Here is a 14,919-nt window from a genome sequence, read left to right as displayed (position 1 = left end):
GGACAAGGGCTGGACCAACGATAACAACAAAGACAGATTGGGGGGGAGCGATGGTCGATATGACGTCACAAATGTCGGTGCAGGCGACCTCCGCGGAGAAACCCACGGCACGGCGCTATTACGTGCTGGGCCTGCTCACCCTCATCTACGCGCTGAACTTTCTCGACCGTACGATCTTCAACGTCCTGATCGAGCCGATCAAAAAGGAATTTCAGCTCAGCGACACCATGATGGGCCTGCTCGCGGGCTTCGGCTTCGCGCTGTTCTATTCGCTGCTCGGCATTCCAATCGCGCGTGTCGCCGACAGGCTCAACCGCCGCAACATCGTGGCACTCGCATTTGCATTCTGGAGCGCGATGACGGCGCTGTGCGGCGCTGCGTCGAGCGTGACGGCGCTCGCATTTGCGAGGATCGGCGTCGGCATCGGTGAATCCGCGGGCTCACCGGCCTCGCAATCGATCGTCGCCGACCTCTTTGCCAAGAACGAGCGCCCGCGCGCGCTCGGCATCTATGCCATCGGCACCTATCTCGGCGTCTTCCTCGGCTATTTCGTCGGCGGCTATGTCAACCAGCACTATGGCTGGCGCATGGCCTTCTATGTCGCAGGCGTGCCGGGCATCCTGCTGGCGCTGATCCTGTGGCTGACAATCTCCGAGCCAAAGCGGGGCGCGATGCAGGAGAGCTTCGTGCCCGAGCCGCTCGGACCGACGCTGCGCTTCCTCGCCTCGCAGCAAAGTTTTGTGATCGTGCTGGTTGGCTTCTGCCTCACGACCTACACGAACTACGCAACCGCAGCCTGGATCCCGCCGTTCCTGGCGCGCGTGCACCATCTGTCGAGCGCCGAGATCGGCACCTATGCCGGCACCTTCAAGGGGCTCGCCGGCATGGCCGGCACGCTGCTCGGCGGCTTCGTGGTGGCGCGAGTGAGCCGCCGCGACGACCGCTGGAACCTGTGGGCACCGGCGATCACCTCGGGCCTCGCCGGACCCGTCTTCGCGCTGTGCATGCTGACGCAGGATTTTGCGATGATGGTCGCCATGCTGGCGCTGACCTCGTTCCTGGTCGGCTTCCATCTGGGCCCGATCTTCGCGATCGCGCAGACGGTGGCAAAGCCCAGCATGCGGGCGCTGGCCTCCGCCCTGATCGCTCTCACCGCGACCTGCTTCGGCCAGGGTGTCGGTCCCCTCGCCGTCGGCGTGGTCAACGACGCACTGAAGGGCAGCTACGGCGCAGACGCCGTGCGCTACTCCCTGCTCTCCGCGGCGGTCACGACCACGCTCGGCGCGCTTCTGTTCATCTGGGCGGCGCGGACCATCCGCGCCGACATCGTCAGGGCGAGCTGAGCCTCCCTCAAGCCACCATGAAGGCGAGCATGTCCGCAATCATCCGCTCGCCATGTGTCAGCGGCAGCGGATGCGGCCCGCCTTCGTAGACTTTCAGCTTGCTGCCCTTGATCAGTTTGGCGGTCTTGGCCCCGGTCAAGGGCAGCGGCGCGCTGGCATCCTTGTCGCCATGGAGGATCAGTGTCGGGCGATCGATCCCGGCGGCGCTCGCGCGCAGATCGGAGAAGGAGATCGTCTTGCGGCACGCCAGCGCCACCGGCAGCGGCACGCGCAGCATCATCTCGCGGATCCAGGTGCGCGTGATTTCCGGTGTCTCGGGCAGGAAGAACGGCGCTTCGTTCGCTGCGATCCATTTGGCGAAGTCGCGGGCGATGGCTGCGTGGTCAGCTTCGATCATCGCCTTCGGCACCGCATCCGGATTGTCCTCGGTCTGGACCAGGAACGGCGTCGTCGGCGCGACCAGCACCAGCCGCGCGATGCGGTCCGAGCCATATCGTCCGAGATAGTTCACCGCCTCGACCGTCCCCATCGAGAAGCCGACCAGCGTGACGTCGCGTAGATCGCGAGCCTCGATCACCGCGGCGACGTCGTCGGTCAGAGTCTCCAGGTCGTAGCCCGTGGACGGCATCTCGGAGCGGCCATGCCCGCGCCGGTCAGGCGCAACGCAACGAAAGCCCTTCGAAGTGAGAGCATCGACGTGGCTGCCCCAAATGCTGCCGTCGAAGGTCCAGGCCGACAGCAGCAACAGCGGCTTCCCGCTGCCCCAGTCCTGCACGAACAGCCTGGTGCCGTCTCTGGCGGTCACGTATGGCGATTGCGCAGCCGGCTGTGCGGTTTCAAGCAACGTGGCTTGGACGGTTGGACGGTTCATGAGTGCTTCTCCCTTGCCGGATAGTTCGCGGCCGATGGAAGCGATCATGACGGTGGGATTGGGCCTGCGCGATTACGCGGCAGGTAAGACGGCTCACGACGAAATGGCCAGATGAAACCATTTTGCGGAACCCGCGAAACGATCCGGAAACAGATGCTCCTTAAGACATCAGCCTACAGACGGCGCCAAAGCCCGTCGGGAGGCTTTCGATGAACCACTCAATTCACTCTGCAGATCGGGGTACCCACCTGAAGATCGTGGTGGTGGCGCTGGTGGCCGGCATCGCAGTGGCCGCCTTCGGGATCGCAGCCCGCACCAATGCCGAATTCAGCCAAACCGCCCAGTCCATCCATGTGATCAAGGCCGGCAAGCCGGTAGCCATCACGAGCTCGGACACCTCCGAGATTCGCTAATCGCTGAAAAAGGTCCGGTTTGACATGCAATGGCCGCCGTGAGGCGGCCTTTTGCTTTCCCATGTCGACTGAGGGTCGGCACGTAAGATCTTGACAAAACAAGAGAATTCTTCACTTGCCGACCGAGATCCCGCGGCTAGCGTGGTCTGCATGCTGAGGTGAGAGCGAATGGGGAAGATTGTTGCCAAAAATGGCGCGAGAGACGGGGCTCGAACCCGCGACCTCCGGCGTGACAGGCCGGCGCTCTAACCAACTGAGCTACTCCCGCGTGACGCGATGTCCGCGCGGAACGAGGGGGGACTTAAAGGCGTGACATTGTGAAGTCAAGGACGTTGGCATCGGCAGCCGGAATAGTCCCGTATCGCGCCGCCAACGTGCGGGGACCGCGCCTTCCCCGTCCCGCGATGTAGTCAGTCCGGTCCCGAATCGTCTACGCCTTCCGTTACTTGCAAGGTTCCGCGGCCTTCCCCCGGGACCCCGCAAGAATCGAGGAGGCCAGACATGGCGAAGAAGGACTCGGCTAAGAAGGATTCGGCGAAGAAGGCAACCGCTCCCGCCACCATCACGCTCAAGCACCTGGCCGCCGATATCGCGGAAAGCCAGGACCTTTCCAAGAAGCACGCCGAAGCGGTCCTGACCGATATGGTCGACCTGATCACCAAGCACCTCAAGAAGGGCGACCGTGTCCGTATCGTCGGGCTCGGCATCCTCCAGGTCCGCAAGCGCGCCGCCCGGACCGGCCGTAATCCGGCCACCGGCGAAGCGATCCACATCAAGGCCAGCAAGAAGGTCGCGTTCCGTCCGGTCAAGGAGCTGAAAGAGGCGATCTGAGCGCTTACGCTTCGTTAAGCCTGATCCGGCGTCCCCGGTGCCGCAACGCCGCCCGCTTTCTGGTATACCGGCTGCTTCCCAACACCTGCTCCCCAAAGCCCCGGCGGTTTGACCAGAAATGTCCCTGACCTTCACGCATACCGTGACCGAGCGCTTCCTGCGCTACGTCACCATCGACACCCAGTCCGATCCGAATTCCCCGGCCTCGCCATCGACCGAGAAGCAAAAGGATCTCGGCCGCGTTCTCGTGACAGAGTTGAAGGCCATGGGCGTCGCGGACGCCCATCTCGATGATTATGGCTATGTCTACGCGACGATCCCGGCCAACACCGACAAGAAAGTGCCGGTGATCTGCTTCTGCTCGCACATGGACACTTCGCCCGACGTCACCGGCAAGAACGTCAGGCCGCAGATCGTGAAGAACTATCGCGGCGGCGATATCACGCTGCCGGGCGACACCAGCCAGGTGATCCGCTTCACGGAGCATCCCGCGCTGAAGCACCAGATCGGCAACGACATCATCACCACCGACGGCACGACGCTCTTGGGTGCCGACAACAAGGCCGGTGTCGCCGAGATCATGGATGCCGCGTATTTCTTCATCAACAACCCTGACGTGAAGCACGGCGCCGTCAGGATCCTGTTCACGCCGGATGAAGAGATCGGCCGCGGCGTCGACAATGTCGACATCAAGAAGCTTGGCGCCGACTTCGGCTACACCATGGACGGCGAAAGCGCCGGCAGCGTCGAGGACGAAACGTTCTCCGCCGACGGCGCCACCATCACCATCACCGGCGTCAGCGCCCATCCAGGCTATGCCAAGGGCAAGATGGAGCACGCGATCAAGATCGCGGCGGCCATCGTCGAGCGCCTGCCGAAGGAAGGCTGCTCGCCCGAGACGACCTCAGGCAAGCAGGGATTTCTGCATCCGGTCGGCATCGAAGGCGCGCTGGAACAGGCGACGCTCGCCTTCATCGTCCGCGACTTCACCGAGGAAGGGCTGAAGGAAAAGGAGGCCCTGCTCGAGAGCATCGTCAAGGACGTGATGAAGGAGTACCCGCGCTCAACCTACAAGCTCGAGGTGCGCGAGCAGTACCGCAACATGAAGCAGGTGATCGATCGTTACCCGCATATCCTCGAATATGCCATCGAGGCGATCCGCCGAGCCGGCCTGCGCCCGATGCGCACCGCGATCCGCGGCGGCACCGACGGCTCGCGTCTCTCCTTCATGGGCCTGCCCTGCCCCAACATCTTTGCGGGCGAGCACGCGTTTCATTCGCGGCTGGAATGGGTGAGCCGCCAGGACATGGAAAAGGCGGTCCAGACCATCGTGCATCTGGCGATGATCTGGGAAGAGAAGGCTTAAGCTCACCTGCTGCGATTGCCCTGCTCACTCACCGCGCGCCGGCCATTAAACGGCTTTGATCGGGTGCCGTGAGTGATGCGAAATTGCCGCGGGGTCGAGCCGGTCCAGCGGGCGAAGGCGTTGGTGAAGGAGCTTGTCTCGCGATAACCGAGCAGCCATGCGATCTGCGAGATCGGAAGTTCGCGCTCCCTCAGATAGCGTTTGGCTAGCAGCAACCGTAGTCCGGCGAGCAAGTCCGAGAAACTCACGCCCTCCTCCGCCAGCGCGCGAGCGAGCGTCCGGCGGCTCATGCCGAGACGTCCCGCAATCATGGCGACATTGGCCTGCCCATGTGGCAGGGCTTGAGCGATCGCCTCCTCGACGCGAGATCGCAGGCTCGATCGTGGCTGTGGCCTCTTGCCAAGGGCCTCGTTGGCGTAATTCAACAGCAAGCGGTTGAGATAGGAGTCCGCGGCGACGGATCGAAGCGACGCGGTGCCCGCGGCAAACACGATCTCGTCGGCATAAGATCCAAAGTGGACATCGCAGCCGAGGAAGTTTTTGAGCCCGGCTGAAAGTTCGGGACGATGATGCCTCACCCTGATCTGCTGCGGCGCCAATCGGTTGTTGGTGAGCCGCCGGCACACGCGTACCAGGGCGCCGATCCAAAACTCCACCTGGTGGCGGTCGGACTGACGCTCGACGTCCAGATAGTGCAGCGCAATCGCAGTGCCGCGATCGAGATCGATGGATAGCTGAATCCCTTCGTTGTTCAGCGTGCTATAGCGCGCGGCATTGCGAAGCGCGTCCGCAACGGTCTCCGACGACGCCATGACGTAGTACAGGAGACCGATCTCGCGGAGATCGAAGTCCTGCGACAGATGGAAACCGAGATGCTCGTCGCCGAGCTCATGAGCTGCCAGATCAAGCAGCTTGATCTGTGTGGCCACGTCGAGCCGGCGGGCCGGCTCGTCGATCAGCGCGAGCGCGAGCCCTGCCCGCGACGCCATCTGTGCAAGATCTCGTCCGGCGTCGCGAACGCGTGCGCATGCCAATCGCGCAATCCCGCCTGATGCGCTGGGGATGGAACTAAAGCGGTTTGCATGGTGCATGGCAGTAACGATCGCGATTGACCCCAATCACCAAATCGTCGGCTCGTAATCACAAGACGGAACCGCAGCACTCTCCTAGATCACAGACGAGCGGCACGATCGATTCTGCGAGCGTTTGTCGCCCCTTGGCCTGCGAATTCACAGGCAGCAACCTTGTCCACCCTTGATCTGGGTCAACGAAAGCCGCCGCCGGCCGGGCGCTGCCGTCTGCATGCCAACCTCCATCCGCCCTTATCCGAGCTGATCATGCCCCTCATACGCGAAACAGTCGAGTTGCTGGTTCAGGCGGCGGGCGCCTGCCAGGTGCCGGACGATCTGCGCGGATTGCGCGACCGGGAATGGAAGGCGCTGCGATTCCTCGCGCGTGCCAACAGATTCTCGAAGTCCCCGACGGCCGTCGCCGACTATATCGGCACAACCCGGGCGACCGCGTCACAGATCATCAAGACCCTGGAGGACAAATTATATGTGGTCCGCGAACCTGCGCCCAGCGACAAGCGGTCGGTGATGCTCTGCGTGACCCCGGAAGGGAACAAACTGCTTGCCCAGCACGATCCAATCAGCGGCATGGCGAACGCGATCGCGACCCTGGTTGCGGAAGATCGCCTGAAGCTCAGGAACGCGTTGAACGAAATTCTGAACCGTATCGACGCACCACGCTTCGAAACCAGCGCCGGTCGTTGCAGCGACTGTATTTTTCTTCGAAGAAGCGCCGACGCGCGCCTGAATAAGGCGCGCACCGACACCCAGTTTCGGTGCCGGCTTCATCGAGCCCAACTCGCCCTTCACGAAACCGAGCAGCTTTGCACCAGCTTCGAACGCGCCAGCCGCGACTGAAGGCCGGCTACGGCACCGGCATGGCGCGCCGGCCGCGATGGAAGCGGTTGGAGCTGGCCATCCAGTTCGGCAGCGGCTCACCATCGCGGTGACGCCCGCCGGCCACGGCCGCAGCCCAAGCCACGGCGGCGCCGATCAGGGCGGCCGCTGCAATCGAGAAGGCGACGATCACCGAATTGCGCCTGGCGCGATTGATCGCGGCATGTGCCTCGACGATCGATGCGTCGACGCGCTTCTCGGCGTCGGGCGCACCCAACCCGGTCAGCGCAGCGACTTGTTGCACGAGATAGGCACGATCATCGACGCTGATGCCGCTGTGGCTCGATGTGGTCAGAAGGATGCGGCCGGCTTCGGCCCGGGCTTCCCGCATGTCGGTATTAGGCGGTCGGCGTGGGGCGCGGAACAGCTTGTCGAGCTCGTAGCTGAGCAACGGTTCGGCGGAGGTCGCGTTGCCGGCTCCGCTCCGGATCGGCGAACGCTCGATCGCCGCGGCGCCGATGATGGCCAGCAGCGCCGCACCGATCAGCACGGCCAAGGCCCATGACGTCAGCCCGTGCAGCCCGTCGCGCCGCTCGCCGTCGTCCTCGATCGTCGCCAAGGCAGGCGCTGGCCGAGCCGTGCGGCCGGCGATGTAGCCACCGAAGCCAAAACTGACGATCGCCTGGATGATCAGATACAGTCCTGACAACAGCGCCAGCGCGGCCGAGGCATCGCGCCAGGTCGGCGAGGCCGAGCTGACACCGAGGCCGATGGCCACGCCAAAGCTGACCAGGATGAACGACATTGCGCCTGACGCGAGAGCGCCTGATATGACGGAGCTCCACTGGATGCTCCGCCGCTCCTCGGCAGCAATGATGCCGCCTTCCATCAGATTATCCTGCACAAGAGTTTCGATCGCCATAGCGGTTCTCTCAACGCAGGCCGAAGAACGACAAGATCGCCATGATCACGACGATCAGGCCGATCAGATAAATCAGTCCGTCCATAGTCCCTTCCTCCTCAAAAGCTCTCCTCAAACGCTCCGGCGCTAATGAGGGGGACCGGAGAACGTTCCTAAATTTTGCGCGTCGCAGGAACGAACCAGCGCGCGCCGAATTGTCCCAGCAAGTCCCAACGGATGAAGATTGTGAGCACAAAAGGCCTCAGCCGGTCAGCGCCGGCTGGGGCCTTTTCGTTGGAGGGCTTACGACATCAAGTTCCCCACACGTAATAATGTTGCGGGTCGACACTGTTCCGGCCGCCGTGCTACCGGAGGCGGATCAGGAACCGAGCGCTACAGTGACCCCGACCCGCCGCCCCCATAGCTTTTGCTCTCTGCGCAACTGGCGTGGGTTGGTGGCTATCGTGGTGGCGACTATCTATTTGCTCGCGGGCGTTCTCCATGGCGCGCACGACATCGATGTCACCAGCCCTTCGGGCGGCTCGGAGATCGCATCGCTCCTCGACAACGGTATTGACGGCCACGGCGATCACAAGGGGCTGGCGGGGCATCACTGCCACGGCTGCTTCGCCGTCGCTGTCGTGCAGCCGCTGCAATCCGGCGCCGCAACCGACATCGTCGCCGCGCCGGTCGCACAGCGTGCGCCTGCACTGGTGGGCATTGCGTCCGATACCGACTCCCCGCCTCCCAAACACCTGACCTGAACTGATCAGCCCGGCGCCGCGTGCGCCCACGATGCTCTTGTTCACAGGTCACCTTCATGTCTTGCAGACGGACTGCCGTGCGCCTTTTGGGCGCAATGGCTGTTATCTTCAGCCCCTGGCTGACGCAGCACGCTCACGCCCAGACCCTGACCATGCGCGCCGCGCTATCGCGCGCGCTGGCCGCGAGCCCGCGCCTGACGGCAGCGGAGCGCGATGTCGGCATCGCCACGGGCCAGCGCATCCAGGCCGGCGCCCTGCTCAACCCGGAACTGTCCTATGAGCAGGACAATTCATTCGGCTCGGGCGCCTATCGCGGCATCAAATCGGCCGAGACCACCCTTCAGATCAGCCAGGCTTTCGAGCTGTTCGGCAAGCGCGAGGCACGGATCGCGGCCGGCGCGGCCGGCATCGAGGTCGCCGCGATCCAGCGCAAGGCGATCAGGCTGGAAGTGCTGTCGGAGACCGCGATCGCGTTCCTCAGCGTGCTCGGCGCGCAGCGGCGCATCCAGATTCTCGACGAGCAGATTGCGGCGATCGACAGGCTGACGCCGCTCCTGCACCGCCGCGTCGAAGCCGGCGCCTCCTCGCCGGCCGAGACCGGCCGCGCCGAGGTCGCTTCCGCGCTGGTGAAGGCCGACCGCGAGCGCCTCAAGGCGACGCTGGCGAGCGCCCGGCGCGAGCTCGCCGTGCTGATGGGTGATCCCCAGGCGAAATTCGGCGAGGTCTCCGGCCGGCTCGACACCACGGGACGGCCGCCGACCTTCCAGTCGGTGGTCGCGGCGATCGATGCCAATCCGCAACTGGTGCGCTGGACTGCGGTCTATGCGCAGCGCAATGCCGAGCTGCTGATGGCGCGGCTCAAACCCTATCCCGACGTCCGGATCGCCGCCGGCTGGCGTCATTTCAATGAGACCAATGACGACGCGCTGCGTCTCACCGTCTCGGTGCCGATCCCGGTGTTCGACCAGAACCAGGGCAACATCCTCTCGGCGCAAGAGAGCCTCGCCAAGACCAGGGCCGAGCGCGAGGCCAATCGCAACGCGCTGATCGTGATCGCCGGCCGCGCCTACGACTCGCTCCAGGGCTCGCTGCGCGAGCTCGCGGTGCTGCGCGAGACCGCCATCCCCAAGGCGAGCGAAGCGGCAGACGCGATCTCGCAAGGCTACGGCCAGGGCCGCTTCACCCTGCTCGAAGTGCTGGATGCCCATGCGAGCGTCACGCAGGCGCGGCTGCGCGAGCAGGAAGCGCTGCAGAATTTCCACGTCGGCGTCGCCACCATCGAGGGCCTCGTCGGCAATCCCTTTGCGCTGGCCCGGGAGAGCGCGCGATGAAGACGTCCTCGACCCTTCTTGTGGCCGTCGCGGCCGCCGCCCTCGGCGCCTACGGCTATTCCATGCTGGCGCCAGTCAAGGTCGCCTCGACGGAACATACCGAGCCATCCGAACAGAAGAAGCCGAACGACCATGTCGAGCAGGACGAACACGGCGCCGACCGCATCCGCATCTCCGACGTCAAGCTGGCCGCGGCGGGCGTCACGCTCGCCGAAGCCGCAAGCGCCACACTCACCGACACGCTGTCCTTCAACGGCATCTTGCGCGCCAACCAGGAGGCCGTGGTGCAGGTGACGCCACGCTTCCCCGGCGTCGCTAAATCGATCCAGAAGCGCATCGGCGACAAGGTCGGCAAGGACGATCTGCTCGCCACCATCGAGAGCAACCAGAGCCTCACCGTCTACGAGCTGAAGGCGCCCATCGCCGGCACCATCATCGACCGGCAGATCTCGCTCGGCGAATACGCCTCCGAGCAAAAGCCGGCCTTCGTCGTTGCCGACCTCTCGACCATCTGGGTCGACCTCTCGATCTACCGGCAGGACCTCAAACGCGTGCGCCTCGACGATCAAGTGCTGATCGATCCCGACGACTTCAGCGGTGATATCAAGGGCACAATCTCCTACATCGCACCGATCGGCTCGAGCGAGACCCAGACTGCGCTCGCCCGCGTGCTGCTGCCCAACCCCGACGGACGCTTGCGTCCCGGCCTGTTTGTCACGGCGCGGCTGGTCCTCGCCGCGCGCAACGTCGCGGTCGCGGTTCGGCGGAGCGCGATCCAGACACTGGAGAACAAGACCATCGTCTTCGTGCGCGAGGACAGCGACAAGATCGAGGCACGTCCCGTCGAGCTTGGCGATTCCGATCCGCAATTCGTCGAAATCCGCGCCGGCCTCTCCGCCGGCGAACATTACGTCGCCGACAACAGCTTCATCGTGAAGGCGGAGATGGGCAAGGGAGACGCCGATCATGATTGACGCGCTGCTCTCCTTCTCCGTCCGCCAGCGCTGGCTGGTGGTGCTGCTCGCGCTCGCGGCCGGCGCCTTCGGCGTCTGGAACTTCACGCAGCTGCCGATCGACGCCGTCCCTGATGTCACCAACGTGCAGGTGCAGATCAACACGCGTGCACCGGGCCTGTCGCCGCTCGAGGCCGAGCAGCGCATCACCTTCCCGATCGAAACCGCGATGGGCGGCCTGCCCAGGCTCGAGTACACCCGCTCGATCTCGCGCTATGGCCTGAGCCAGGTCACCGTCGTGTTCCAGGACGGCACCGACATCTATTTCGCGCGCCAGCTCGTCAACGAGCGCATCCAGCAGGCCAAGGATCAGCTTCCTGTGGGCACCGAGGTTGCGATGGGACCGATCTCGACCGGGCTCGGCGAGATCTATGTCTATTCGGTCGAGGCCAAGGCTGGCGCGAAGTCGCCTGACGGTGCTGATTTTACGCCGATGGAGCTCCGCACCATCCAGGACTGGATCATCAAGCCGCAGCTGCGCACCATTCCCGGCGTGATCGAGGTCAACTCGATCGGCGGCTATGAGCGGCAATTCCACGTGCTGCCGATCCCCGGCCGGCTGATGGCCTACAAGCTCGGCTTCCGCGACATCATGACGGCGCTTGCCGCCAACAATGCCAATGTCGGCGCCGGCTATATCGAACGCAACGGCGAGCAATATCTGGTCCGCGCCCCCGGCCAGGTCGCCAACCTTTCCGACATCCGCGACATCGTGATCGGCTCCCGCGGCGGCGTACCGGTCCGCATCCGCGACGTCGCCGACGTCAGTGAAGGCCAGGACCTGCGCACCGGCGCCGCAACGGCGAACGGGAGCGAGACGGTGCTCGGCACTGCCATGCTGCTGATCGGCGAGAACAGCCGCACAGTGGCCCAGCGCGTCGCCGCAAGGCTTAGCGAGATCGCGAAATCGCTGCCTGACGGCGTTGTCGCGCGCGCAGTCTACGACCGCACCCATTTGGTGGAAGCGACCATCAGGACCGTCGAGAAGAACCTGATCGAGGGCGCTGCGCTGGTGATCGCGGTGCTGTTCCTGATCCTCGGCAACATCCGCGCCGCGTTGATCACGGCCTGCGTCATTCCGCTGTCCATGCTGTTCACGATCACGGGCATGGTCGAGAACAGGGTGAGCGCCAATCTGATGAGCTTGGGTGCCATCGACTTCGGCATCATCGTCGACGGCGCCGTCATCATCGTCGAGAACTGCCTGCGGCTGCTGGCCGCCGAGCAGCACAGGCGCGGCCGGCTGCTGACGCTGGATGAACGACTCCAGACCATCCGAGACGGCAGTCGCGAGGTGATCAAGCCGAGCCTGTTCGGCACGCTGATCATCGCCGTGGTTTACCTCCCGGTCCTGACGCTGACGGGCACCGAGGGCAAGATGTTCACGCCGATGGCGCTGACCGTGCTGATGGCGCTGGCCGGCGCGGCGCTGCTTTCCGTCACCTTCGTCCCGGCCGCGGTCGCGATCTTCGTCACCGGCAAGGTCGCGGAGACGGAGAACATCTTCATGCGCGCGGCGAAGCGGGTCTATGTGCCGCTGCTCGACCGTGCCATCCGCTACCGGCGCAGCGTTGCGCTCGGTGCTGTCCTGATCGTCGCCGGCAGCCTGTTCGCCGCAACGCGCATGGGCGGCGAGTTCATCCCGAGCCTCGATGAAGGCGACATCACCATCGAGACGATCCGGATTCCCGGCACCAGCCTGACCCAGAGCGTCGACATGCAGCTGCGGCTGGAAAAGGCGGTGAAGCAGGTCCCGGAAGTCGCGACCATCTTCTCCAAGATCGGCACCGCGGAGATTGCCAACGATCCGATGCCGCCGAACGCCGCCGACACCTATGTCACGCTGAGGCCGCGCGAGGAATGGCCCGATCCCGCCAGGCCGAAGAACGAGGTGATCGAGGATATCGAACGCGCCGCCAACACCCTGCCCGGCACCGCCTATGGCATGACCCAGCCGATCCAGATGCGCTTCAACGAGCTCATCGCCGGCATCCGCAGCGACGTCGGCGTCAAGATCTTTGGCGACGATCTCGACGTGCTGGCGGGCGTTGCGCAGCAGGTCAACGGCGTCATCCGCGGCATCGATGGCGCGGCCGACGTCAAGACCGAGCAGATCGCGGGCCTGCCGATCCTCACCGTCAAGCTCGACCGCCAGGCGCTGTCGCGCTACGGCCTCAGCCTCGGCGAGGTGCAAAATCTCGTCGAGATCGCGATCGGTGGCAAGCCGGCCGGAAAGCTGTTCGAGGGCGATCGCCGCTTCGATATCGTGGTGCGACTGCCGGAGAGCCTGCGCGCCGATCCTGACGCGATCAGATCGCTGCCGATCCCGTTGCCGCCGGCCGAGGATGCAACGCCCCTCACCAAGACCGCCTTGTCCGGCACATCGGGCGCAGCGCTCCGCTACGTTCCCCTGTCCTCCGTGGCCGCGATCGAGATCGCGCCCGGCCCCAACCAGATCAGCCGCGAGAACGGCAAGCGGCGCGTCGTTGTCATGGCCAACGTTCGCGGCCGCGACCTGCGTTCCTTCGTCACGGCGGCACAAGCCGCCGTCGCCGAGAACGTGAAACTTCCGCCGGGCTACTGGATCGGCTGGGGCGGCCAGTTCGAGCAGTTGGTCTCCGCCAGCAAGCGGCTGACGATCGTCGTGCCGGTCGCGCTCGCGCTGGTGTTCCTGCTGCTGTTCATGAGCATGGGCTCGGTGGCAGACGCCGCACTTGTGTTCTCCGGCGTACCGCTGGCGCTGACCGGAGGCGTCGCGGCGCTGGTGCTGCGTGGCATCCCGCTGTCGATCAGCGCTGGGGTCGGCTTCATTGCGCTATCGGGCGTCGCCGTGCTCAACGGCCTCGTCATCATCGCCTTCATCGAGCGTCTTCGCAGCGAGGGACGTCCCGTCGCGGAGGCGGTGCGCGAGGGCGCGCTGACGCGGTTGCGTCCGGTGCTGATGACCGCGCTGGTCGCTTCCCTCGGCTTCGTGCCGATGGCGCTTGCGACCGGCGCCGGCGCCGAGGTGCAGCGGCCGCTGGCGACCGTCGTGATCGGCGGCATCATCTCCTCCACCGTCCTGACATTGCTGGTGCTGCCGGCGCTCTACGTGCTGTTCCGGCGTGACGGCACGGGCGAAAAGCCTACAATGGCGCCTGATTTGGCCGAAGCCGGGAGCGCTAGGTTTGAGTAGCCACGACCATCACGGTCATCACAACCATGACCACGGCCATGCGCATGATCATGGCCATGACCACGACCATTCTCACGGTCATGCGCATGTCCATGCGCCCGCCAATTTCGGCAAGGCATTCGCGATCGGCATCGCGCTCAACACCGCGCTTGTGGTGGCTGAGGCGGTCTATGGCTATCTCGGCAATTCCACCGCCCTGCTTGCCGACGCCGGGCACAATCTGTCCGACGTGCTGGGACTGGTCGTGGCCTGGGGCGCCTCGGTCGCGGCGAAGCGCGCGCCGAGCGGCCGCTTCACCTATGGCTTTCGTGCCTCCACGATTCTGGCGGCGCTCGCCAATGCCGTGTTCCTCCTTGTCGCGACCGGTGCGATCGGCTGGGAGGCGATCCTGCGGCTGCGCGAGCCCGAGCCGGTTGCGGGCGTCACCGTGATGGTGGTGGCCGGCATCGGTATTCTCGTCAACGGCTTTACCGCCCTGCTGTTTGCGAGCGGCCGCAAGGACGACATCAACATCGAGGGCGCCTATCTGCACATGGCCGCCGACGCCGCGGTCTCGCTCGGCGTCGTGATCTCGGCGGCGCTGATCATCTGGACCGGCTGGCTCTGGCTCGATCCCGTCACCAGCCTCGCCATCTGCGCCAGCATCTTGTGGGGCACGACCAGCCTGCTGCGCGGCTCCCTCGACATGTCGATGGCGGCCGCCCCCAGGGGCACCGACCTTACCGCGATCAAGACCTTCCTGCTCGCGCGGCCGGGCGTATCGGCGATTCACGATCTCCACGTCTGGCCGATCTCCACCACCGAGACGGCGTTGACGTGCCATCTCGTGATGCCATCAGGCACAGCCGATGCGTTTCTGATGGAGACCGCGCAGCTGCTGAAGACGACTTACCGCATCGGCCACACCACCCTTCAAGTCGAGACGCATCCGGACAATGGCTGCGCGCTGGCGCCGGATGATGTGGTGTGAGGGTGTCTGCAGCTCAGACCTCCGCGGTCGTCCC

General features: G+C 64.8%; 13 protein-coding genes and 1 tRNA gene. 10 read left to right on the top strand and 4 right to left on the bottom strand.

The annotated features are described in order from the left end of the window. Window positions 1-50: 50 nt before the first annotated feature. The gene (locus tag XH91_RS16265; RefSeq protein ID WP_128951504.1) at window positions 51-1,343 is read left to right on the top strand and encodes a spinster family MFS transporter; all 1,293 of its coding nucleotides are present in this window, start codon (window positions 51-53) and stop codon (window positions 1,341-1,343) included. Window positions 1,344-1,350: 7 nt separating this feature from the next. Here the strand turns inward: XH91_RS16265 and XH91_RS16260 are convergent, their stop codons facing one another. Continuing rightward, window positions 1,351-2,214 (bottom strand): alpha/beta fold hydrolase, encoded by an 864-nt coding sequence (locus XH91_RS16260; RefSeq protein ID WP_128951503.1) that lies wholly within the window; start codon window positions 2,212-2,214, stop codon window positions 1,351-1,353. A 209-nt stretch (window positions 2,215-2,423) separates the two neighbouring features. Here XH91_RS16260 and XH91_RS16255 point away from each other — a divergent pair, with 209 nt between their 5' ends. Beyond that, complete coding sequence (locus XH91_RS16255) at window positions 2,424-2,627, top strand: hypothetical protein (protein ID WP_128951502.1); 204 nt, start codon at window positions 2,424-2,426, stop codon at window positions 2,625-2,627. A 191-nt stretch (window positions 2,628-2,818) separates the two neighbouring features. On the opposite strand, the gene XH91_RS16250 is transcribed toward XH91_RS16255, so the two are convergent. Further along, window positions 2,819-2,895: transfer RNA gene (locus XH91_RS16250), tRNA-Asp, on the bottom strand. Window positions 2,896-3,128: 233 nt separating this feature from the next. Here XH91_RS16250 and XH91_RS16245 point away from each other — a divergent pair. Together XH91_RS16245 and pepT are read left to right on the top strand one after the other, a co-directional pair. Then, window positions 3,129-3,458 (top strand): HU family DNA-binding protein, encoded by a 330-nt coding sequence (locus XH91_RS16245; protein ID WP_128951501.1) that lies wholly within the window; start codon window positions 3,129-3,131, stop codon window positions 3,456-3,458. Window positions 3,459-3,576: 118 nt separating this feature from the next. Continuing rightward, complete coding sequence (gene pepT, locus XH91_RS16240; RefSeq protein ID WP_128951500.1) at window positions 3,577-4,824, top strand: peptidase T; 1,248 nt, start codon at window positions 3,577-3,579, stop codon at window positions 4,822-4,824. A 2-nt stretch (window positions 4,825-4,826) separates the two neighbouring features. Here pepT and XH91_RS16235 read toward each other — a convergent pair whose 3' ends face one another. Continuing rightward, window positions 4,827-5,813 carry an AraC family transcriptional regulator gene (locus XH91_RS16235; RefSeq protein ID WP_245477338.1) on the bottom strand — a complete coding sequence of 329 codons (987 nt, stop codon included), beginning with the start codon at window positions 5,811-5,813 and terminating at the stop codon, window positions 4,827-4,829. Window positions 5,814-6,068: 255 nt separating this feature from the next. Here XH91_RS16235 and XH91_RS16230 point away from each other — a divergent pair, with 255 nt between their 5' ends. Further along, window positions 6,069-6,752: a MarR family winged helix-turn-helix transcriptional regulator gene (locus XH91_RS16230; protein ID WP_347338601.1), complete on the top strand. Its 684-nt coding sequence runs from the start codon at window positions 6,069-6,071 to the stop codon at window positions 6,750-6,752. 7 nt (window positions 6,753-6,759) lie between these two features. Here the strand turns inward: XH91_RS16230 and XH91_RS16225 are convergent, their stop codons facing one another. After that, on the bottom strand, window positions 6,760-7,653 hold the full coding sequence (locus XH91_RS16225; protein WP_128951498.1) for a hypothetical protein: 894 nt from the start codon (window positions 7,651-7,653) through the stop codon (window positions 6,760-6,762). A 434-nt stretch (window positions 7,654-8,087) separates the two neighbouring features. Here XH91_RS16225 and XH91_RS16220 point away from each other — a divergent pair, with 434 nt between their 5' ends. The 5 genes from XH91_RS16220 to XH91_RS16200 are packed head-to-tail and all read left to right on the top strand — an operon-like array spanning window position 8,088 to window position 14,885. After that, on the top strand, window positions 8,088-8,396 hold the full coding sequence (locus tag XH91_RS16220) for a hypothetical protein (RefSeq protein ID WP_206733542.1): 309 nt from the start codon (window positions 8,088-8,090) through the stop codon (window positions 8,394-8,396). Between the two features lie 56 nt (window positions 8,397-8,452). Then, window positions 8,453-9,727, top strand: a complete 1,275-nt coding sequence (ihpA, locus tag XH91_RS16215; RefSeq protein ID WP_128951496.1) for a divalent metal ion exporter subunit IhpA — start codon at window positions 8,453-8,455, stop codon at window positions 9,725-9,727. Further along, entirely contained in the window at window positions 9,724-10,701 is a 978-nt protein-coding gene (gene ihpB / locus XH91_RS16210; protein WP_128951495.1) for a divalent metal ion exporter adaptor subunit IhpB, read from the top strand. The genes ihpA and ihpB overlap by 4 nt, the downstream gene beginning before the upstream one ends. Continuing rightward, on the top strand, window positions 10,694-13,915 hold the full coding sequence (locus XH91_RS16205) for an efflux RND transporter permease subunit (protein WP_128951494.1): 3,222 nt from the start codon (window positions 10,694-10,696) through the stop codon (window positions 13,913-13,915). Before ihpB ends, XH91_RS16205 begins: the two co-directional genes overlap by 8 nt. Beyond that, complete coding sequence (locus tag XH91_RS16200; protein ID WP_164934101.1) at window positions 13,908-14,885, top strand: cation diffusion facilitator family transporter; 978 nt, start codon at window positions 13,908-13,910, stop codon at window positions 14,883-14,885. Before XH91_RS16205 ends, XH91_RS16200 begins: the two co-directional genes overlap by 8 nt. Window positions 14,886-14,919: the final 34 nt, after the last annotated feature.

It is taken from the genome of Bradyrhizobium guangzhouense (assembly GCF_004114955.1).
GTDB lineage: Bacteria > Pseudomonadota > Alphaproteobacteria > Rhizobiales > Xanthobacteraceae > Bradyrhizobium > Bradyrhizobium guangzhouense.
This window is presented reverse-complemented; position numbering and strand designations above follow the sequence as displayed.

What these genes read in the sequence shown, in the direction of transcription:
- XH91_RS16225 (WP_128951498.1), bottom strand. Translation starts at nt 7,653, where the DNA reads ATGGCGATCGAAACTCTTGTGCAGGATAATCTGATGGAAGGCGGCATC.
- ihpB (WP_128951495.1), top strand. Translation starts at nt 9,724, where the DNA reads ATGAAGACGTCCTCGACCCTTCTTGTGGCCGTCGCGGCCGCCGCCCTC.
- XH91_RS16260 (WP_128951503.1), bottom strand. Translation starts at nt 2,214, where the DNA reads ATGAACCGTCCAACCGTCCAAGCCACGTTGCTTGAAACCGCACAGCCG.
- pepT (WP_128951500.1), top strand. Translation starts at nt 3,577, where the DNA reads ATGTCCCTGACCTTCACGCATACCGTGACCGAGCGCTTCCTGCGCTAC.
- XH91_RS16265 (WP_128951504.1), top strand. Translation starts at nt 51, where the DNA reads ATGGTCGATATGACGTCACAAATGTCGGTGCAGGCGACCTCCGCGGAG.
- XH91_RS16245 (WP_128951501.1), top strand. Translation starts at nt 3,129, where the DNA reads ATGGCGAAGAAGGACTCGGCTAAGAAGGATTCGGCGAAGAAGGCAACC.
- ihpA (WP_128951496.1), top strand. Translation starts at nt 8,453, where the DNA reads ATGTCTTGCAGACGGACTGCCGTGCGCCTTTTGGGCGCAATGGCTGTT.
- XH91_RS16255 (WP_128951502.1), top strand. Translation starts at nt 2,424, where the DNA reads ATGAACCACTCAATTCACTCTGCAGATCGGGGTACCCACCTGAAGATC.
- XH91_RS16205 (WP_128951494.1), top strand. Translation starts at nt 10,694, where the DNA reads ATGATTGACGCGCTGCTCTCCTTCTCCGTCCGCCAGCGCTGGCTGGTG.
- XH91_RS16235 (WP_245477338.1), bottom strand. Translation starts at nt 5,813, where the DNA reads ATGGCGTCGCGGGCAGGGCTCGCGCTCGCGCTGATCGACGAGCCGGCC.